At 65.5% G+C, this 19,844-nt stretch carries 19 protein-coding genes and 1 pseudogene; 12 read left to right on the forward strand and 8 right to left on the reverse strand.

Annotated features, from left to right (window positions below; translation table 11 throughout):
• Positions 1 to 112: 112 nt before the first annotated feature.
• Positions 113 to 496: a VOC family protein gene (locus IFT63_RS08175; RefSeq protein WP_192083791.1), complete on the forward strand. Its 384-nt coding sequence runs from the start codon at positions 113 to 115 to the stop codon at positions 494 to 496.
• 69 nt (positions 497 to 565) lie between these two features.
• Here the strand turns inward: IFT63_RS08175 and IFT63_RS08180 are convergent, their stop codons facing one another.
• Entirely contained in the window at positions 566 to 739 is a 174-nt protein-coding gene (locus IFT63_RS08180; protein WP_042612362.1) for a DUF1328 domain-containing protein, read from the reverse strand.
• Between the two features lie 458 nt (positions 740 to 1,197).
• On the opposite strand from IFT63_RS08180, the pseudogene IFT63_RS08185 reads away from it, so the two are divergent.
• The 10 genes and pseudogenes from IFT63_RS08185 to IFT63_RS08230 form a co-directional block, all read left to right on the forward strand.
• Positions 1,198 to 1,956 (forward strand): annotated as a pseudogene (locus IFT63_RS08185) (ferredoxin--NADP reductase); the annotation flags it as partial.
• A 61-nt stretch (positions 1,957 to 2,017) separates the two neighbouring features.
• The gene (locus IFT63_RS08190; RefSeq protein ID WP_192083793.1) at positions 2,018 to 3,286 is read left to right on the forward strand and encodes a beta-ketoacyl-[acyl-carrier-protein] synthase family protein; all 1,269 of its coding nucleotides are present in this window, start codon (positions 2,018 to 2,020) and stop codon (positions 3,284 to 3,286) included.
• 2 nt (positions 3,287 to 3,288) lie between these two features.
• Positions 3,289 to 4,119, forward strand: coding sequence for a MaoC family dehydratase (locus IFT63_RS08195; protein WP_192083794.1), 831 nt, complete (start codon positions 3,289 to 3,291; stop codon positions 4,117 to 4,119).
• Positions 4,106 to 4,372 carry a phosphopantetheine-binding protein gene (locus IFT63_RS08200; protein ID WP_192083795.1) on the forward strand — a complete coding sequence of 89 codons (267 nt, stop codon included), beginning with the start codon at positions 4,106 to 4,108 and terminating at the stop codon, positions 4,370 to 4,372. Before IFT63_RS08195 ends, IFT63_RS08200 begins: the two co-directional genes overlap by 14 nt.
• 46 nt (positions 4,373 to 4,418) lie before the next feature.
• On the forward strand, positions 4,419 to 5,309 hold the full coding sequence (locus IFT63_RS08205) for a diiron oxygenase (protein ID WP_192083796.1): 891 nt from the start codon (positions 4,419 to 4,421) through the stop codon (positions 5,307 to 5,309).
• Positions 5,309 to 6,844: an NAD(P)-binding protein gene (locus tag IFT63_RS08210; RefSeq protein WP_192083797.1), complete on the forward strand. Its 1,536-nt coding sequence runs from the start codon at positions 5,309 to 5,311 to the stop codon at positions 6,842 to 6,844. The genes IFT63_RS08205 and IFT63_RS08210 overlap by 1 nt, the downstream gene beginning before the upstream one ends.
• A gap of 59 nt (positions 6,845 to 6,903) precedes the next feature.
• On the forward strand, positions 6,904 to 7,659 hold the full coding sequence (gene fabG / locus IFT63_RS08215; protein WP_192083798.1) for a 3-oxoacyl-ACP reductase FabG: 756 nt from the start codon (positions 6,904 to 6,906) through the stop codon (positions 7,657 to 7,659).
• Between the two features lie 34 nt (positions 7,660 to 7,693).
• Complete coding sequence (gene fdxA / locus IFT63_RS08220; RefSeq protein ID WP_192083799.1) at positions 7,694 to 8,032, forward strand: ferredoxin FdxA; 339 nt, start codon at positions 7,694 to 7,696, stop codon at positions 8,030 to 8,032.
• A gap of 13 nt (positions 8,033 to 8,045) precedes the next feature.
• The gene (locus IFT63_RS08225) at positions 8,046 to 8,480 is read left to right on the forward strand and encodes a hypothetical protein (protein WP_192083800.1); all 435 of its coding nucleotides are present in this window, start codon (positions 8,046 to 8,048) and stop codon (positions 8,478 to 8,480) included.
• Positions 8,481 to 8,571: 91 nt separating this feature from the next.
• Positions 8,572 to 9,423, forward strand: a complete 852-nt coding sequence (locus tag IFT63_RS08230) for an endonuclease/exonuclease/phosphatase family protein (RefSeq protein ID WP_192083801.1) — start codon at positions 8,572 to 8,574, stop codon at positions 9,421 to 9,423.
• Positions 9,424 to 9,848: 425 nt separating this feature from the next.
• Here the strand turns inward: IFT63_RS08230 and IFT63_RS08235 are convergent, their stop codons facing one another.
• The 6 genes from IFT63_RS08235 to IFT63_RS08260 all read right to left on the reverse strand — a co-directional run bounded on the left by IFT63_RS08235 (position 9,849) and on the right by IFT63_RS08260 (position 17,690).
• On the reverse strand, positions 9,849 to 11,267 hold the full coding sequence (locus IFT63_RS08235) for an efflux transporter outer membrane subunit (RefSeq protein WP_192083802.1): 1,419 nt from the start codon (positions 11,265 to 11,267) through the stop codon (positions 9,849 to 9,851).
• A complete protein-coding gene (locus IFT63_RS08240; RefSeq protein WP_192083803.1) occupies positions 11,261 to 11,998 on the reverse strand; it encodes an SDR family oxidoreductase in 738 nt (245 codons plus the stop codon). Before IFT63_RS08240 ends, IFT63_RS08235 begins: the two co-directional genes overlap by 7 nt.
• A 68-nt stretch (positions 11,999 to 12,066) precedes the next feature.
• Positions 12,067 to 15,237, reverse strand: coding sequence for a multidrug efflux RND transporter permease subunit (locus tag IFT63_RS08245; RefSeq protein WP_192083804.1), 3,171 nt, complete (start codon positions 15,235 to 15,237; stop codon positions 12,067 to 12,069).
• A 98-nt stretch (positions 15,238 to 15,335) separates the two neighbouring features.
• A complete protein-coding gene (locus IFT63_RS08250) occupies positions 15,336 to 16,583 on the reverse strand; it encodes an efflux RND transporter periplasmic adaptor subunit (protein WP_042612409.1) in 1,248 nt (415 codons plus the stop codon).
• Between the two features lie 112 nt (positions 16,584 to 16,695).
• Positions 16,696 to 17,466, reverse strand: coding sequence for an SDR family NAD(P)-dependent oxidoreductase (locus IFT63_RS08255; protein WP_192083805.1), 771 nt, complete (start codon positions 17,464 to 17,466; stop codon positions 16,696 to 16,698).
• Positions 17,463 to 17,690, reverse strand: coding sequence for a hypothetical protein (locus tag IFT63_RS08260; RefSeq protein WP_042612373.1), 228 nt, complete (start codon positions 17,688 to 17,690; stop codon positions 17,463 to 17,465). Before IFT63_RS08260 ends, IFT63_RS08255 begins: the two co-directional genes overlap by 4 nt.
• 146 nt (positions 17,691 to 17,836) lie before the next feature.
• On the opposite strand from IFT63_RS08260, the gene IFT63_RS08265 reads away from it, so the two are divergent.
• On the forward strand, positions 17,837 to 18,856 hold the full coding sequence (locus IFT63_RS08265; RefSeq protein ID WP_057506671.1) for a LysR family transcriptional regulator: 1,020 nt from the start codon (positions 17,837 to 17,839) through the stop codon (positions 18,854 to 18,856).
• Between the two features lie 200 nt (positions 18,857 to 19,056).
• Here IFT63_RS08265 and IFT63_RS08270 read toward each other — a convergent pair whose 3' ends face one another.
• Entirely contained in the window at positions 19,057 to 19,752 is a 696-nt protein-coding gene (locus IFT63_RS08270; protein ID WP_042612375.1) for an OmpA family protein, read from the reverse strand.
• Between the last annotated feature and the right edge of the window lie 92 nt (positions 19,753 to 19,844).

The following is a 19,844-nucleotide window of genomic DNA, read 5'->3' on the forward strand; positions in this document are numbered from 1 at the left end:
TCCCCATGACGCGGACGGATCTGCAGAAAGAGAAGCAGCCAGCGCTGCACCCATCGCAGCGGCGCAGCCGAGCCACCGCTATGCTCGGTGTCCGATCCCACTGCGATGTCCGATGTTCCACCATCTTTCTCTGGGCGTAGGCGACCTCGCCCGCGCCGGCTGCTTCTACGACGCCGCCCTCGGTGCATTGGGTTATCGCCGCGTCTTCGAGGGCGAGCAATCCATCGGCTATGGCCTGGTCGACGATCAGGACCTGTTGCTGCTCAACCTCACCGACGATGCCGCCCCGCCGCGCGACGGCTTCCACATCGCGTTTGCCGCGACATCGCAGGAGGCGGTTGATGCCTTCCATCGTGACGGTGTCGCCGCCGGCGGCCAGGACAATGGCGCGCCCGGCGCCCGCCCCGATTACGGCCCCCACTACTACGCGGCTTTCCTCATCGATCCCGACGGGCACCGCGTGGAAGCGTTGATCAACAGACCCGGCATCGGCTGATCCCACACAGCAAAAAAGCCGCATCGTCACCGATGCGGCTTTTTGATTGCACGTGCGCGAAAGAACCGGTCAGGTCACTTTCTTGGCAATCGTCATGCCGAGCAGGAACAGCACCACGGCAATGATGATGCCCGCCCAGAACAGGAACTTGGCGATGCCGACCGACGCGCCGGCGATGCCGCCGAAGCCGAGGGCACCGGCGATGAGGCCGATGATGGCGAAGATGATGGCCCACTTGATCATGACAGTCCTTTCCGACAGGGAGTTACGTGTTGGCCCAAGCGTAGCGGGAGAGATGTCGTGCACTGGTGATCCTGTCGATTGCGTCGGGTGAAGAGGCTCGACAGCCATTGCCGACGACGTTGCACGGAAACCGCTACTGCCTGCCCCGCACGATGTCGGATTCGGTACAAACCGGGCTCGGTCATCAGGACTTTCCGAACTAAATGGCGCGCGCGTTGCGACACTTTATGAAATCAAAAACACAGCGATGACGTCTTGAACATTATGTATATACCTTGACGATTAACACTGTGACCGACCGCACACCCGACGCGCGACTCCACAACTAAGGTCGCACTTCCTACATTCACGCGGTCACAGTTTGAATGAATGCCCCCGACGTTGTGCAGCATGCGACCCCCGCCCTTCCGGCGCCGGAAACTACAGCGACACCGGCTGCAGGAAGATCAAACAGGGTAGAAAGCGTCCTCGCCGTTCGTCATTGGAACGACAGCCTTTTCAGTTTCACCACGACCCGCTCACCATCGTTCCGGTTTGAAAGTGGCCAGTTCGTGATGGTGGGACTGCTACGCGAAGGGCGCCCACTGATGCGCGCCTACAGCCTGGCCAGTCCCAGCCATGAAGACTATCTGGAGTTCTTCAGCATCAAGGTGCCCGGGGGCCCGCTCACCACTGAACTCCAGCATCTGCGGCCCGGCGATGGGGTGCTGGTGGGTAACAAACCGACCGGCACGTTGATTCTTTCCGACCTGCGGCCAGGCCGGGTGCTTTACCTGCTCTGCACGGGCACCGGACTGGCTCCATTCCTCGGCCTGGCAGGCGATCCGGAAACTTACGCCGCCTTCGAAAAAGTGGTGCTCGTGCACGGCGTGCGAACGGCGGCCGACCTCGCCTATCGCGAATATCTCCAGCAGGAGTTGCCTCGCCATGATTATCTCGGCGAGGCGGTCCGTTCGAAACTTGTGTATTACCCGACCGTCACCCGCGAGCCATTCCTGCACCAGGGCCGCATCACCGACCTGATCGCCGACAACCGGCTCTGCGACGACCTTGGCCTGCCTGCGCTATCGCCCGGAAGCGACCGGGTAATGATCTGCGGCGGGCCGGCCATGCTGGCAGAAACACGCGCCCTGCTCGATGCCCGTGGCTTCGCCGTTTCCCCGGGACGCGGTCACCCCGGCGACTACGTCGTGGAACGCGCCTTTGCAGATGCCTGATACCCGATTGCCGCCATCACGCGGCGACATCCCATGCACCTTGCTGCAGGAGACCAGCACCATGGATATGCCCGTTACCCCTCCCCCGCGCCGCGTCGCCATCACCGGATACGGCGCCATCAGTTCGATGGGCGCCACCGCCGACGCGATATGGCAAGCGATCATGGCCTACCGCGTGGGCTACAAGCGGTATACCCACGACGATCCAGCCATCACCGCGCGCTATTTCGGCTTCATCGATGACTTCGGACGCGAGCAGATGCGGCCGTTTTCGAAGAAGACCTCAAAGATGCTGCCGCTGTTCGCCAAGTACTGCCTTGTCGCGGCCGAGGAGGCCATCGGCATGGCATTCGGTGACACCGGGCTCGACGAGATCTGCACGCCGTTCGAGCGTGGCGTGATGCTCGGCACCGGCTGGGGAGGTCTGGATACCGCCAATGCCAACAACAATGACTACCGCCAGACCGGCGTGGCAACGTCGTTCGCCACGGTCATGTCGATGTGCAACGCGGCAACCGCCGGCGTCACCATGCACTGGAACTTCCGCGGCGTGCAGAACAGTCCGGTAGCCGCCTGCGCGACGGGCACCATCGCCGTCGGCGAAGCCTACGAGGCCATCCGCAGCGGGCGTGCCAAGGTCATGCTGGCCGGCGGCAGCGAGTCATTGAAAGAACAGTTCAACGTCTGGTCGGTCGATGTGATCCAGGCCCTGAGCAAGGAGCAGGACGACATCCGGCGCGCCTGCTGTCCCTTCAGCCAGGACCGCAGCGGCTTCGTGCTTTCCGAAGGCGCAGCCGTGCTGTGCCTGGAGGACTACGAACTGGCACGGCAGCGTGGCGCCCGCATCCTCGGCGAGATCACCGGCTACGCGAATTTCTCCGACGCCTACGACATGACCGCACCGGCCGAGGACATGCAGGCACGCGTGCAGGTGATCCGCCAGGTGTGCGTGCAGGCTGGCGTGGCGCCCGAAGACATCGGCTACGTGAACCTGCATGGCACCTCCACGCCGCTCAATGATGTCAACGAAACCAACGCGCTGAAGGAAGCACTGGGCCAGGCCGCGCATGCGATCCCGATGTCCAGCACCAAGTCCTATACCGGCCACCTGATCGGTGCAGCCGGCGCGCTGGAGGCGGTCCTGTGCCTGAAGGCCATCGAGCATCGCACCATCCCCGCAACGATCCATCTGGACCGCCCCGACCCGGAGTGCGATCTGGATTACGTGGCCAACCAACACCTGCACGACCGTGACATCCACAACGCCTTGAACCTGAGTTTCGGCTTCGGCGGCGCCAACGCGGGCGTGATGATCGCCCGGGCGGAGTAAGCATGGACCTTCGTTTCGACAGCCAGGACATCGAGGCCTGGGCGCGACTCTCAGGCGACCGCAACCCCATCCACTTCAACCGTGAAGCCGCCCTGCGCATGAATGCCGCCGACGTGGTGGTCCACGGCATGCTGGCGATGCTGCCGATCAAGCAAGCGCTAGGCCGCGCGGCGGCAGCGGAGCCGGGGCAGGACGCCGCCCCTTGGATCCACTTCAAAACGCTGTTGAAGGCGCCTGTCCTGCGCGACCGCGACGTCAGCCTGGCACTGGTCCATCGCGTGGACCGGACCGGATTCAAACTGCGTCCGTGCACGGGCGCTGCGGAACATTTCATCGGCGGGGCACGCCGCATCGAAGCGCCTGTCTGGGACTCCGACGCGCGTCGCATCACCCTTCCGGTGGGCGAAACCGAAGCCTGGCTGCGCCATTTCGAAGACGGCCTCGGCAAGCAACTGGATCAATGGGTCGCGCTGGATGCGCTGGTATTCGGTGACTTCGTCCGGTACCGCCTCTGCGCCGTATTCGATCGGCTTGGACCGGCCTTGCGGCTGGACGAACAGCTCGACCACATCCAGGACCTGAGCTCGCACCTGCTGGTGCAGACCACGCACCAGACCGTATTCGCCGGCGGACTCTGCTGCGCCGGTGCGCTTCCCCCCGTCGTTGATTACCAGATCGACAACATCGACCTGGTCGAACGTGACGATGAAGCAGTGGGCACGCTGGATCTCGGCGTGCACCTGCAGCAGCGCCACGTCATGACCATCACGCTGGGTCTGATGATCCGGAAACTGGCCTACCCACAGGAGAACGATACCCATGAACACCACTGAATCCGTATTCAACATCATCCGTGAGCTGATCCTGGAACTGAAGGATGAGGAGATCGAGAACATCACCCTGGAGAGCACCATCGAAGCCCTGGACCTGGACAGCCTGGATTTTGTGGAAATGCAGGTCGTGGTGAGGAAGAAGCTGGGCGTGGCGATGGATCCCAAGGCATTTGCCAGCCGCAACATCAACACGCTCCAGGCGCTCTGCGACTACATCCTGGAACTCACCCAGGCAGCGCAGGGGACGGCTTGACCGGGCGTTGCTTGCCGCCTCACCAACGCGCCGCAAAGGAACCACCATGCAGACAGAAACCACGCTCACCATCGCCCCGTCCCGTATGGAGAAAGTGCTACGCCTGAGCGAAGCCTCGCACCTGGATACGATGGACCACGCCACGGTACTGCCGTGGAATGAGCCGATCGACAAAGACATCGCGCCGAAGAACCTGGACCACCTGTGGATCACCGGCACACCCTTCGCCGAGGCATTGACCAAGGCCAACCGGCTCGAACTGGCCTGGCTGGAAACAGCGCGCGACATCTCCATGTTCATCTGGCTGGAACAGACCCTGCCACCGTTGTACATGGGCTACATCACCCGCGACCACGCACGCATCGCGCCGGAGCTGCAGGAATACCTGATGGTGTTCTCCAAGGAGGAAATCGTCCATACGCTGACCTTCAAGCGATTCATGGCCAAGGCCGGCCTGCCCTTGTTCCAGCCGCCGCAGGGACTGTACACGCTGCTCACCGATACGCTGCCGGCCATGGCACCACCGGTGGGGGTGCTGTTCACCCTGTTGCTGGAATGGGTAGCGGAGATGGGCGCGATGCATACGACCCAGGGTACGGACGTGGAGCCGATGACCCGCACCCTGTTCCGCGCGCACCACCATGACGAAGCACGGCATATCGCCTTTGGTCGCTGGATCGCCGAATCCTACTTCGAGACCGCCAGCGCGGAGGAGGTCGAACAGGTGCGCGCGATGGCCCGGCAGATCTTCCCGCGGCTGGTCGACATGTACACCTACAATCCGGAGATCGCGCTGCACACCTCGTTCGACTTCCCGGTCCAGCCGGACAATCCAGAGGCGATCGAAGCGGTGTGGCGGTCGGAGCACAACGTCCGCGTGAACGCCGAACGTTTCTCCGCGCTGTATGCGTGGATGGACAAACTGGGCCTGCGCTGATGACACAGCAACGCTGGGACGCCATCTTCGTGGGCGCCGGCATCACCAGCCTGGCCTGTGCGGCCTTGCTGGTGAAGCGGGATCCCTCCGCGCGCCTGCTGCTGATCGACAAGCACATCGCCGTCGGCGGCTATGCGTCCACGTTCTCACGCCCTCGCCTGGAGGCCACGTTCGACTGCAGCCTGCACAAGCTCAGCGGCATGGACGAGGAAGGCAACCTGCTGCGGATCCTGCGAAGCCTGGGCCTGGAAGCGGCGCTTGGGCTGGTTCGACCCGCTGACTATTTCTGCGCCCGCCGCGCCGAGCAGACGCTGGTACTGCCCAATGATGCGGCCGGCGTACAAGCCTTGCTGACGGCACGCTTCCCCCAACAGGAGGCGGGCATCGCCGCCTTCTTCGAGCACGTGCTGACACATGGCCGCAATGGCTATTACCAGTTCCAGATGCAGGACGGCAGCTTCGAACCGGACATGGCACAGCTGCGACATGCCCACCGCCACCTGAAGTCCAGAACCGTGTACGACGGCCTGGCCGAGCTGGTCGACGATCCTTTCCTGGTCGAACTGCTGGCCGCCCCGGGCATCTACGTGGGCGGTTATCCAGAAGATCTCGGCTATCTGTACTACCTGCACGTGGTGTATGCCACCTTGCGTCGGGGCAACGCGTACGTCACCGGCTCCTCGCAGCACCTGTCCAACCTGCTGGCGCAGCAGGTGATCGACGCCGGTGGTCAGGTGCTGCTCGGCACGGCGGTCGAACAGGTGCTCACCGATGGGGGCGGGCATGTGACCGGGGTGCGCACCCGCCGTGGCGTGTTTCACGCCGACCAGGTCTACATCAACGCATCCCCCCACTACGCTGCGGGCAACCTGTTCGGCGAGGACGTCGCGCTGGAGGACACGGTCAGCAGGCTGGCCGCACTCAAGCCTGCGCGTTCGACCACCACGGTCTACCTGGTCACCGACGTGGACCCGTCCACGCTGGGACTGCCCCACACCGAATCGATGCTGTTCGCCGACGACCCGTCTGCGGCGTTCAGCGCGCGCAGGACCGCGATGCAAGCCGGTGCCGGCGAGGCCGCCAGCGAACATGCGTACTGGCAGTGCTCGCCCATGGAGGTCACCAATTACCGGGCGCTGGATGCACGGGGGGGCAACGTGCTCTGCCTGAACGTGCTGGACTCGGCCGCGCACTGGCCGCAACGGCGCACGCCCGCCTATCGGGAGAAGAAGACCCGTGCTGCGGCAACGCTGGTGGAGCGGCTGCTACGCCAGGCGCCCGCGCTGTGCGGACACATGCTGCACACCGAGGTAGCGACGCCGCATACCTATGCCCGGTTCACCAACAACACCGAGGGTTCGGGCTACGGCGCCATGGTCGGCACCAGCCTGAAGGGCCACACGTTCCACCACGGGTTCCCCGTACGCGGCGTCCATTTCCTCAGCGCGTGGGTTGCCGGACCGAGCTACGAAGCGGCCTTCGGCTATGCCGAGATGACCGCCAGGCAGTGGACCCGACAGGCCGCCGGCGCATGACCGCCGCAGCATCCAGCAACGTGCAACGTACCTCACAACGAGTCGAACCGGAGACCGACATGCAGACAACCACTTCATCCAACACCCCCTGGGTGCTGGTGACCGGGGGCAGCCGCGGCATTGGCAGGGGCCTGGTGAAGGCACTTGCCACCGAAGGCTATATCGTGGCTTTCACCTACCAGTCCTCCGCCGAAGCGGCCGGACTGCTTGAACAGGAGGTCGCCGCTGCGGACGGGCAAGCGCACGGCATCCAGTGCGATGGCCGCGACGCTGCCGCGGTGGAACAGGCCTGTGAACAGCTCATCGAACGCTTCGGTGAGCCGTATGGCCTGATCAACAACATGGGCATCACCGGCGACCAGTTGATGTTCAACCTGGACGTCGAACGCTACCGCGACGTGGTGGCCACCAACCTGGATTCGGCGATCTATTTCAGCCGGTTCATGTCCTCGGCGATGGTTCCGGCGCGCCGGGGCCGCATCATCCAGATGTCCTCGGTGACCGGCCTGAGAGGCAACAAGGGCCAGGTCGGCTACGCCGCCACCAAGGCCGCGATGATCGGCATCACGCGGACCCTTGCAGTGGAACTGGCGCGCTTCAGGATCACCGTCAACGCGATCGCGCCGGGCTTCATCGCAACGGAAATGGTCGAGCAGATCGATCCTGCCATCCGTAGATCGATCACCGCCGACATTCCGCTCAAACGCCTGGGTGAGGTCAGCGAGGTCGCTGCATTGGCCAACTTCCTGCTGTCGTCCAGTGCCGGCTACCTGACCGGCCAGACCTTCGTGATCGACGGTGGCCTGACCGCTTGAGCTTCATCACTCCCTCAACTGCAGGAGGTTTTCCATGACCTATGTCGTGACCGAGAACTGCATCCAGTGCCGGCACACCCTTTGTGTGGACATCTGTCCGACCGACGCCTTCCACGTGGGTCCCAATTTCATCGCCATCAATCCGCAGGAGTGCGTGGACTGTGGCCTTTGCGTCCCGGAATGTCCGGAAGATGCCATCCTCGCCGACAACGCGCTGGATGCAGGCAACCAGCACTTCCTGCACCTGAACGCCCGGCTGGCGCAGCGCTGGCCGGTGTTGCTGGAGCGCATGCAACCGCTGCCGGACCATGCTCTGTGGAGCGGTCGCAGTGACCGCCTGGCGCTGCTTGAAGACGCCGAGGCCCGTGCATGAAGCAGGCCCGGTGATGCCCTCTTCCGGTACGCCCCTGCTGATCACCGCCGCAGCACTGACCGCACTGGCCGCGCTGCTGCACCTGGTGGTGATCCTGCAGGGCCCGCGTGGCTACCAGTGGTGCGGTGCGGGCGACCGTATCGTGGCGGCAGCCCGCAACGGCAGCCGCGTTCCGGCGGCGCTGACCAGCGTGATCTGCGTCGTGCTGCTGGCGTGGGCGGCCTATGCGCTGTCCGGGGCGGGGCTGATCGGTCCCCTGCCCCTGTTGCGGCCGGTGCTGGTTGGCATTTCCAGCGTCTTCCTGCTGCGCGCGCTGCTGGGCCCGTTCGTACTGGTTGGCAACGGGCGCAGCGCGCGGTTCGTCTGGGTCAGCTCGGCCATCTGCCTGCTGTACGGGCTGGTCTACCTGGTCGGGCTGGTACAGCGATGGGACGCGCTGCCCAGTTGATCCGGCCAACCAGCCGGAACGGCACATCCCCTCCCCTCCCTTCCGTGCGACCCTTGCCACGACCGTGTTTGCCTGGAATGGAGGGATTCTCATGTTGCATCGTCTGCGGCGCCCTGCCGCTTTGCTTCTGCTTGCGCTTGCGCTGCCTGCTGCGGCGGCCACCCCGCCCGCACCGCTGAAGGTGATGTCCTTCAACGTACGCACGCCTGCCGATACCGCGCCGCAGAAACGCTGGCCTGATCGTCGTGAGGCGCTGGTGGCCACCATCCGCACTGCGCACCCGGACGTCATGGGTACGCAGGAACTGGTCAAGGAGCAGGCCGATTACCTTGCCGCGCAGTTGCCGGACTACCAGTGGTTCGGCGAAGGGCGGCGTGGCGGTGATGGCGATGAGCACATGGGCGTGTTCTACGACAGCAAGGCGCTGGCGCTGGAGCAGTCCGGCAACTTCTGGCTGTCCGATACGCCGGATGTGCCAGGCAGCATCAGCTGGGGCAACCTGTTCCCGCGCATGGTGACCTGGGGCTTGTTCCGTCGTGTGACGGACGGCCGGCGCTTCTACCTGTTCAACACCCACCTGCCCTACCGCGAAGAAGACGAGCCGCAGCGCGTCCGCGGTGCACAGGCGATCGTGGCGCACCTGAAGACGCTGTCGCCGGATATCCCGGTGGTGGTGACCGGCGACTTCAACAGCGAACCGGGTGGGCCGACCTACGCGGCGTTCACCACCGCGTTGCAGGATGCACGCACGCAGGTGGCTGCGCCGCGTGGACCGAAGAAGACCTTCCATGATTTCACCGGAAAGGCGACCACTGAACTGGACTGGGTACTGGTGCGCGGCTTCAAGGCGCGCAGCTTCGCCACCCTTGACGGGCGGGTGGACGGCATCCTGCCGTCCGATCATTTCCCGTTGCTGGTGGAGCTGGAGTGGGATGCGCGGTAACAGCGTGACGGCCAGCGGCCGTCACTACCGGGGTGCCGCCTGCGCTGGGTAGCGCCGAGCCATGCTCGGCGAGCGCAGCGGCAAGCACGGGAGCGTGACGACCAACGGTCGTCACCCACCAACGGCAGGAGCGTGACGGCCAGCGGCCGTCACTACCGGGGTGTCGCCTGCGCTGCACTCGCCGAGCCATGCTCGGCGAGCGCAGCGGCAAGCGCGGGAGCGTGACGACCAACGGTCGTCACCCACCAACGGCAGGAGCGTGACGGCCAGCGGCCGTCACTACCGGGGTGTCGCCTGCGCTGGGTAGCGCCGAGCCATGCTCGGCGAGCGCAGCGGCAAGCGCGGGAGCGTGACGACCAACGGTCGTCACCCACCGAGGGCAGAAGCACCCACCACGGCCAGCGGCTGTCATTACCGGTGCTGCGTCAGTTGGCCAGCGCGACGGTTGGCTGTGCGGCCTGGCCCCAGCCGCCGAGTGCCTTGTACACACCGACCACGCTGACGTTGACCTCCGCTTCGGCGGCGGCCAGTGCATCGTCGGCCGACAGCTGCGTGCGCTGCGCATCGAGCAGGGTCAGGAAGTCTTCCGACCCTTCGCGATAGCGGATCTGCGCCAGCGTTTCCGCACGCCGTGCGGCCTGCGCCTGCTCGGCGACGATCGCCAGCCGGGCCTGCTGCTTGGCGTAGCGGGTCAGCGCGTTCTCCGTATCTTCCAGCGCCAGCAGCACGGCCTGTTCGTACTGCGCCGCCACGCCATCGGCTTCGGCCTTGCTGGCCTTCAGGCGCGCACGCACGGTGCCGAAATCAAACGCGGCCCAACTCAACGACGGGGTCAGCGACCACGCTTTGTTGTTGCCGTTGACCAGCCCGCTGGCATCGCCACCAAGGAAGCCGACGAAGCCGCTCAGCGACAACCGCGGGAACAGATCCGCGGTGGCAACGCCGACCCGTGCCGTGGCTGCGGCAAGCCGCCGTTCGGCCACGCGTACGTCCGCTCGCTGGCGCAGCAGCTCGCGCGTGTCGCCAAGCGGCAATGCCTTGGCGAAGGCCGGCACGTCGCGCGGGGCGAGCAGGCCGTCCAACGCATCCGGACGCAGGCCCAGCAATACGGCCAAGCGATGCCGCGACTGGGTCTGGGCCACTTCCAGCAGCGGGATGTCTGCTTCGATGGCCTTCAACCGGGCGCGGCTGCTCTGCACGTCCAGCTCGCTGCCAGCGCCCAGGTCCCAGCGGGTTTCAGTCAGCTTCTGGGTGTCACGCAGGTTGCCCAAGGTCTGTTCGGCTACTGCGATGCGCTTCTGCGTGCCGCGCAGCTCGAAGTAATTGCGTGCCACTTCGGCGGCGACCAGCACCTGGGCATCGGCGAGGTTGGCCCACTCCGCATCCAGGTCCGCGCGCGCGGCTTCGGCGGCACGACGCTGGCGACCGAACAGATCCAGCTCCCAGCCGGCGTCGAAGCCGAGCTGGTAGCTTTCACTGAACACCCGTTCGCCACCGGCCAACGTATCTGGCTGCTTGCGGCGGTCGTACGAACCGCCTGCGGTGACATGCGGGGCCTGGTCCAGGCGGCTTTCAACGAACACCGCACGCGCCTGCTGCACGCGCGATACCGAGACACGCAGATCCAGGTTGTCGGCCAGCGCGCGGTGCACCAGTTCCTCCAGCACCGGATCATCGAACTGTGCCCACCAGGTCGCCACCGGCGACTCGGTGCTGTACACCGGCGCCGCCGATCCCTGCAGGGTCACCGGTGCTTCCACCGGCGCCTTGTAGTTGGGTCCGACGGTCACGCAGCCGGCCAGCAGCACGCTGGCCAGGGCAACCACCAGGGTTTTGATCACCACGGCAGCACCTCACCCAGGTAGGTGAAGCTGCCGTTCGGGCCATCGGCGTCCAGCAGCGCCATCTGCACGCTGGACTGCGCGCCCACGGACACTTCCACTTCGCCCTCGCCACCGTTCATGTCGGTCTTGACGTAGCCCGGATGCACGGTGTTGACCTTGTGCGCGGTGTCGCGCAGTTCGTAGGCCAGCTGTGCGGTCCAGGCATTCACTGCACTCTTGGACACGTTGTAGGCCGGCACCTTGAAGTCATAGATGGGCGAACCCGGCTGGCTGTGCAGGGTGACCGAACCGAGCAGGCTGGACACGTTGACGATGCGCGCAGCGGCCGATTCGCGCAGCAGCGGCAGGAACGCCTGGGTCACCGCCACCAGCGCGAACACGTTGGTGTCGAAGGTGCGCCGCCAGGCATCCAAAGACTGCTGCGACGGCGCCTTGCTGATGTCATCAAGCAGGATGCCGGCGTTGTTGACCAGGATGTCCAGGTGGCCATGGCGGGTGCGGACCTGCTCGACGGCAGCGGCGATGCTGGCTTCGTCGGTGACGTCCAGCTCGATGGCTTCCACCGGCAGCCCTTCGGCCTGCAGCTTCAGGGCGACTTCCACGGCGGTGTCGCGCTTGCGGCCGGCCAGCAGGGTGTGCACGCCGGCCTGCGCCAACTGGCGCACGGTCTCGGTGCCGATGCCACGGGTGGCACCGGTGACCAGCGCAATCTTGTGGGTATTCGCGTTCATTGTGGGGTTCCAGGTTGGGTCAGGGGTAGCGCCGGGCAATGCTCGGCGGCTACCGGGGGAGGAACGGATCAGTGATGCAGCGTGGATTCGCCGTGGGTCACCAGTTGGCCACCGCCATTGCGGGTGACGAACTTGCGCAGGGCCACGTAGAACACCGGGGTCAGGAACAGGCCGAACAACGTTACGCCCAGCATGCCGGCGAACACCGTGATGCCGGTGACCGAGCGGACCTCGGCGCCTGCACCATGCGACAGCACCAGCGGCACGGTGCCGGCGATGAAGGCGATGGAGGTCATCACGATCGGGCGCAGACGCAGGCGGCAGGCTTCCAGCGCCGCTTCGACGATGCCCTTGCCGCCCATTTCCAGCTCCCGGGCGAACTCGACGATCAGGATCGCGTTCTTGCACGCCAGGCCCATCAGCACCACCAGGCCGACCTGCACGAACACGTTGTTGTCACCGCCGGTCAGCCACACGCCGAACAGGGCCGACAGCAGGGTCATCGGGACGATCAGGATCACCGCCAGCGGCAGCGACCAGCTTTCATACAACGCGGCCAGCACCAGGAAGGCCAGCATCACCGCCACCGGGAACACGATCAGCGCGGCATTGCCCTGGGTGGCCTGCTGGTAGCTCAGATCGGTCCATTCGGTGACCATGCCCGGCGGCAGCACCTGGGCGGCGATCTCGGTCAGCTTGGCCATGCCTTCGGTGGACGACAGCAGGCGCGGATCGGTTTCACCGGCCAGGTCGGCGGCCGGGTAGCCATTGAAGCGCAGCACCGGGTCCGGGCCGAAGGTCTGCTTGACGGTGACCATCGAACCGATCGGCACCATTTCGCCACGGTCGTTGCGGGTACGCAGGCGGCCGATGTCTTCCACGCTGTCACGGAACTGGCCATCGGCCTGGGCGATCACCTGCCAGGTGCGGCCGAACTGGTTGAAGTCGTTGACGTAGGACGAACCGAGGTAGGTCTGCAACGTATCGAACAGTTCGGTCAGCTGCACGCCCTGGGCCTTGGCCTTGACGCGATCCACTTCGGCATCCAGCTGCGGCACGTTGGCCTGGTAGCTGGTGATCGGGAAGGCCATGCCCGGGGTCTGCGAGACAGCGCCCTGCATGGTCTGCACGGCCGTCTGCAGCGCACCGTAACCCAGGTTGCCGCGGTCTTCGATGAACATCTGGTAGCCGTTGCCGTTGCCCAGGCCGAGGATCGGTGGCGGCATCATCGAGAACGCAAAGCCCTCCTGCAGCGCGGCGATCTTCTGGTTGATCTCCGCGTTGATCTGCGCAGCGGTGCGGCCATTGCGCTCGCTGAAGGGCTTCAGCGGTACGAAGGCCACGCCGGTGTTGGGCGTGTTGGTGAACTGCAGTGCATTGAGGCCGGGGAAGGAAATGGTGTGCGCCACGCCATCGGTTTCCATGGCGATCTGCGCGACCTTCTTCAGCATCGCGTCGGTCCGGGCGATGGAAGAGCCTTCCGGCAGCTTCACGCCGGCGATCAGGTACAGCTTGTCCTGGGTGGGGATGAAGCCCGGCGGGACCAGCTTGAACATCACACCGGTGCCGACCAGCAGCAGCGCGTACACCACGAACACCGCGCCACGCTTGCCGAGGATGTTGGACACGCTGCGCTCGTACTTCTCCGAGCTGGACTTGAAGAAGCGATTGAACGGACGGAAGATCCAGCCGAACAGGCGATCGATGATGCGTGTCGGCGCATCCTTGGCGGCGTCATGCGGCTTGAGCAGGCGCGCGGCCAGGGCCGGCGAAAGGGTCAGCGAGTTGATCGCCGAGATCACCGTGGAAATGGCGATGGTGACCGCGAACTGCTTGTAGAACTGGCCGGTGACACCGGACAGGAAGGCCATCGGCACGAACACCGCACACAGCACCAGCGCGATGGCGACGATCGGGCCGGACACTTCCTTCATCGCCTGGTGGGCGGCGGCGGTGGGTGACAGGCCTTCTTCGATGTTGCGCTCGACGTTCTCCACCACCACGATCGCATCATCGACCACGATGCCGATCGCCAGCACCAGGCCGAACAGGCTCAGCGTGTTGATCGAGAAGCCCAGCAGGTACAGCGCAGCGAAGGTACCCACGATGGAGACCGGCACGGCGATCAGCGGAATGATCGAGGCGCGCCAGGTCTGCAGGAACAGGATCACTACCAGCACCACCAGCGCGATGGCTTCCAGCAGGGTGGACACCACCGCCTTGATCGAGTCGCGCACGAAGATGGTGGTGTCATACACCGCCTCGTACTTGACGTCGTCCGGGAAGGTCTTCTGCATCTCGTCCATGGTGTTCATGACGGCATCGCGGATTTCCAGCGCGTTGGCGCCGGGAGCCTGGAAGATGCCGATACCCACCGCGTTCTTGCCATCCAGCTGCGAACGCAGGGTGTAATCACCGGCGCCCAGTTCCAGCCGGGCGACATCGGACAGACGCACCACTTCACCGTCGACGCCGCTCTTGAGCACGATGTCGTTGAATTCCTGCTCGCTCTTCAGCCGGCCCTGCGCATTGATCAGGGTCAGGAACTGGCTGTTGGGCATCGGTTCGGCACCCAGCTGGCCGGCCGAGACCTGCACGTTCTGCTCGCGCATCGCCCCGACGACGTCGCTGGCGGTCAGCCCGCGCGCAGCGATCTTGTCCGGGTCCAGCCAGGCACGCATGGCGTAGTCACCGCCACCGAAGATCTGTGCATCACCCACGCCCTGGATGCGCGACAGCGCGTCCTTGACGTGCAGGCGGGCGTAGTTGCGCAGGTACAGCGTGTCGTACTTTCCGTTCGGCGAGGTCAGGTGCACCACCATCAGGAAGGTCGGCGACTGCTTCTGGGTGGTCACGCCCTGCCGCCGCACGTCCTCGGGAAGACGGGCCTGGGCCTGCGCCACGCGGTTCTGCACCTTCACCGCCGCCGCGTCCGGGTCGGTGCTCGGGCGGAAGGTGATGGTCATCTGCAGCACGCCGTCGGAGCCGGCGACGGACTTCATGTACATCATGTCCTCCACGCCGTTGATCGCTTCTTCCAGCGGCGTGGCCACCGTTTCTGCGATCACTTTCGGGTTGGCGCCCGGGTACACGGTGCGCACCACCACCGAAGGCGGGACGACGTCGGGATATTCACCGGTCGGCAGCAGCGGGATGCTGATCAGGCCGGCGGCGAAGATGATGATCGACAACACCGCCGCGAAGATCGGCCTGTCGATGAAAAAGCGGGAGAAATCCATGGGAATGTCCTTGGGTTTGGCCGGCGCGGGGGTGCAGCCACCCTGCCCCTGCCGTGCTGGCAGGGGATCGGGGTTCGCGGTGACGCTGGCCGGATGGATCAGTTCAGTGCGGCGGTTTCACTACCAACGCGTGCCGGTGCGGGTGCCGGGACGGGGGCCTTTGCAGGGGTGGCGGCGGGCGCGGTGCCTGACTGCATGGCCACCGGCTTGGCCTGTACCGGCATGCCCGGCATGAAGACCTTCTGCACGCCGTCGACGATCACCTTGTCGCCGGCCGCCAGTCCGTTCTCCACGATGCGCAGGCCTTCGGCACTGCGACCCAGCGCGATGTCGCGACGCTGCGCCTTGCCGTCCTTGTCGACTACGTAGACGTACTTGCGGTCCTGGTCGGTCAGCACCGCGCGGTCGTCGATCAGCATGGCCTGGAACTGGCCGCTGCCGAGCAGCTGCACGCGGGCGAACAGGCCCGGGGTGAACTGGCGGTCGGCATTGTCCAGCAGCGCGCGGACGCGGATGGTGCCGGTGCTGCGGGTCACCTGGTTGTCCAGGAAGTCGACCTTGCCTTCGTGCGGGAAGCCCTGCTCGCCGCTCAGGCCGATGCGCACCGGCAGCGATTCGTCGCGCTCGCTGGGGCGCTCACCCTTGCGTGCCATCTGCGCATAGCGCAGGAAGGTGGCTTCGTCGGCATCGAAGTACACGTGCACCTTCTCCAGCGACACCAGCGTGGTCAGCACGCTGGCTGCATCACCGGCGCTGACCAGGTTGCCGGCGGTAACCATCGCGCGGCCCGCACGGCCGTTGATCGGCGCGCGCACCTTGGTGAACTCCAGGTTGAGCGCCGCCGCATCCAGGGCCGCCTGCGCCGCCTGCAGCTGGGCGCCAGCCTGGTCGGACGCCGCACGGCGCTGTTCCCAGGTTTCGGTGGAGATGGCCTGCTGTTCGGACAGGCGCTTGGCGCGCTCGGACTCGCCGCGGGCCAGCGTGGACTGGGTGCGGGCGCGGGCGACCTCGGCGCGGGCGCGGTCGTACTCGGCCTGGTAGCTGCGGGCATCGATGGTGAACAGCACATCGCCCTTCTTCACTTCCTGGCCTTCGATGTAGTTGACCTTGTCGATGTAGCCGGAGACGCGTGGACGCAGGTCGACATTCTCGACCGCTTCGACGCGCCCACTGAACTCATCCCACTGGCTGACCTGCTTGACCAGCACCGGCGCGGCGCTGACTTCCGGGGCAGGCGGTGCGCCGGCTTCTTCGGCATGGCTGCCACTGCAGGCAGTAAGGATGGCCAGGGCCAACGCCGAAACCGTGGCGAAGGCCAGGCGGCGGGTGGTGCGGTGGAGGGGCATCATGGTGTTCATGGCATGTATCCGTAGGGGGTGGTGATACGGGTGTTCTGTCGTTCGTGGTGCCGGTCGGGCCGGCGGCCGGGGGATGGTGCGACCTCAACAAAGGTTGAGGTCAAGCACTCCCGGCCGATTCGCGCCATCGCAGCGGCGCGTCCAGCCGCAGCAGCCCGCGAGGCAGCTGCGCATCGCGCGTATCGCAACGCACGATCGCGCGGTTGTCGTGGCACTGGTCCAGCAGCGAGACCAGGCGGCGGCCGACCAACAGCGCGCTCGGCCACTCGATGCAGGCGTTGGCGGCGTTGCTGGGCGTGCACACCGGCGCACCGACTTCCAGCAGCTGCGCGCGCACGCCCATCGCCTGCGCCTCCTGGTGCACCACCTGCGCGTACATGCGCAGTGCCGCGGCAGTGATCGAGGAATCACCATGCGCGGCCCACGGCTTGAGGCCGGCGGGGCTGCCGATGATCACGAAGCGGCGCGGGTGGTGGTGGTCCTGCAGCAGCGGCAGCAGGTGGCGGACGGCGTGTACGTGCGGCATCAGGTCCAGCTGCAGGGTCTGCATCAGCGCATCGCCGGGACGGTCGATGACCCGGCCACGTGCATACGGCCCCCCGAGCGCTGCGACCACCGCGCCCAACGGGCGCTGGCGTGCGGCGACGCGGTCGGCGACCACCTTGGCCGATTCGTCATCGGCCAGCGAGCCGAGCATGGTCTCCAGGCCCGGCTCGTCGTCGAACTGCAACCGCAGTGCGGCCAGCCGGCCCGGATCGCGGCCGACCACCAGCACCGGGCTGCCGGCTTCCAGCAATGCACCGACCACGCCCTGGCCCACGGCACCGGTGCCGCCGAGGACGAGGACCTCCGGCGCCAGCGTCCCGTTCACGGGATATTTCCTCCCATCTGCGGGACAATACCGATACGGCCCAGGCGATCCATGCCACGCGGGCGGATACGCAGGGCACCGCCACGCTGCTGCCGCGGGACGGCGGTGAACTCGCGAAAATCCTTGTTAACCAAGGAACTGGGACGATTTTCGACCGTCATCGCCTGGTCCAGGTCGTGCTGGTCGGCGGAGCGGAAAAGGTTGAGAATGTTGCGCAGGCTCATGACTGATGGCCTCCGGTTCGGGAATGGCGCCATGGTGCGCTTCTAACTCCTACTTGATTAGTCCTCTTTTAGGGGAATAATCATCCCGCACCCGGTCCAATCTTTTTGTCACGATAATCCCGTCCCCGACGTCCAGGAATTCGACCATGTCCCACGATCTCAACGAAACGCTGATCTTCGTCAAAGTGGTCGAGCAAGGCAGTTTCATTGCTGCAGCCAAATCGCTCGGCCTTCCCAAGACCACTGTCAGCCGCAAGGTGCAGGAACTGGAAACGCGCCTCGGCGCGCGCCTGCTGCACCGGACCACGCGTCGGCTGGGCCTTACCGAGGCCGGCTCGATCTACCACGAGCACTGCCAGCGCATCGCACGCGAACTGGAAGAAGCGGAGAGTGCGGTGAGCCAGCTGCAGTCCGGCCCGCGTGGCTGGTTGCGCTTCACCGTGCCCTATTCGCTGGGCATCACCTGGATCGCGCCGCTGCTGGGTCAGTTCCATGCGATGTATCCGGAAATCCGCCTGGACATGCATCTGGGCAACGAGAAGCTGGACCTGATCGCCGGCGAGGCCGACCTGGCCCTGCGCGTGGGGTCGCTGCCCGATTCCAACCTGGTGGCGCGCAAGCTCGGCACGCTGCGCACGCAGGTGTTTGCCAGCCCGGCGTACATCGAACGGCATGGTGAGCCGCTGCACCCGGACGAGCTGCAGTTCCATCGAATCCTGGCGATGCGCAAGGCGTACCACAGCCATCCCAACCGGATCACCTGGCAGCTCGGCGAGAACGGCGGCGAACTGCGTGATTTCCCGGTCACGCCCCTGATGGTGGCCAACGATGTGTCCGCGCTCAATGGCGCACTGGTGTGCGGCGAAGGCCTGTTGCTGACCGGTGACGTGATGGCCAAGCCGTTCATCGAAACCGGCATGGTGCGCCGCGTGCTGGCCGGCTGGACCGGCCCGGAAGTGGACTTCAACGCGGTGTTCGCCGGCGGCAAGCTGGTGTCGCCGAAGGTGCGCGCGTTCGTGGATTTCCTGGTGGAGAAGCTGAACTTCGACGCCAACTACATGATGGCGCAGTGCCCGGCGGCGAAGTACGCGCAGCAGCAGACCGAGAAAGCCGAAGCAGAAGCGGCCGCCGAAGGAAAGCGGATCCTGGAAGTGGTCGCTGCCTGATCGGGTGATGACGGCCACTGGCCGTCAACCGCTTCGGTAGTGACGGCCGCTGCCGTCATGAACTTCGGTGGGTGACGACCGTTGGTCGTCACGCTGTTTGCTGTCGGCGTGACGACCAACGGTCGTCACCTACAAAAAATGCCGCCTGCGAGGGCGGCATTTTGTTGCGGTCGAAGCCGCAACCGCAATAACGCTGCGCGTTATTGCTGCAAGGGAATCACACGGATCTCCACGCGGCGGTTCTGTGCGCGGCCCGCGTCGGTGCTGTTATCGGCAATCGGATAGGCCTTGCCCGCGCCCAGCGTTTCGATACGCGCACGCTGCACGCCCTGCGCCGTCAGGTAGGACGCCACGGCATCGGCACGTTCCTTGGACAAGCGGTTGTTGACCGCGTCGCTGCCGATGCTGTCGGTATGGCCGACCACTTCGATCATCGTCTGGTTGTATTCGGACAGCGTGCTGGCGACGCCGTTGAGCGAGCCGTAGAACTGCGGCTTCAGCGCCGACTTGCCGAAATCGAAGGTGATGCCGTCCGGCAGGTTCAGGCTGATGTTGTCGCCCTGGCGCACCACGTCGATACCGGTATTGGCGGTACGTTCGCGCAGCGCGCGTTCCTGGCGGTCCTGGTACTGGCCAACGGCCGCGCCACTGAGCGCACCGATGCCAGCGCCGATCATGGCGTGCTGGCGGCGCTCGGTCGCGCTGCCACCGGTCAACAGGCCAGCTGCGACACCTACTGCGGTGCCGATCAGCGCGTTGCGGCCGGTGCGGTTCTGCTGCTGGGTTTCATTGCCGTACTGGTCACTCTGCACGTAGGAACCGCCAGTGGCGCAGGCGCTGAGCGCTGCGGCGGTCATCAGGGCAAGGGCCACATTGCGGGGAGCGGAACGGATCATGGAGTTCTCCTTGGAAGCCGGCTGGTCCGGCGTGCGTCGGGGTGAGCATATACAGCCTGACGCGATGCGGGGATGAGGGCACCGCGTGGGGA

Source organism: Stenotrophomonas sp. CFBP 13724, assembly GCF_014841975.1.
Taxonomy (GTDB): domain Bacteria; phylum Pseudomonadota; class Gammaproteobacteria; order Xanthomonadales; family Xanthomonadaceae; genus Stenotrophomonas; species Stenotrophomonas lacuserhaii.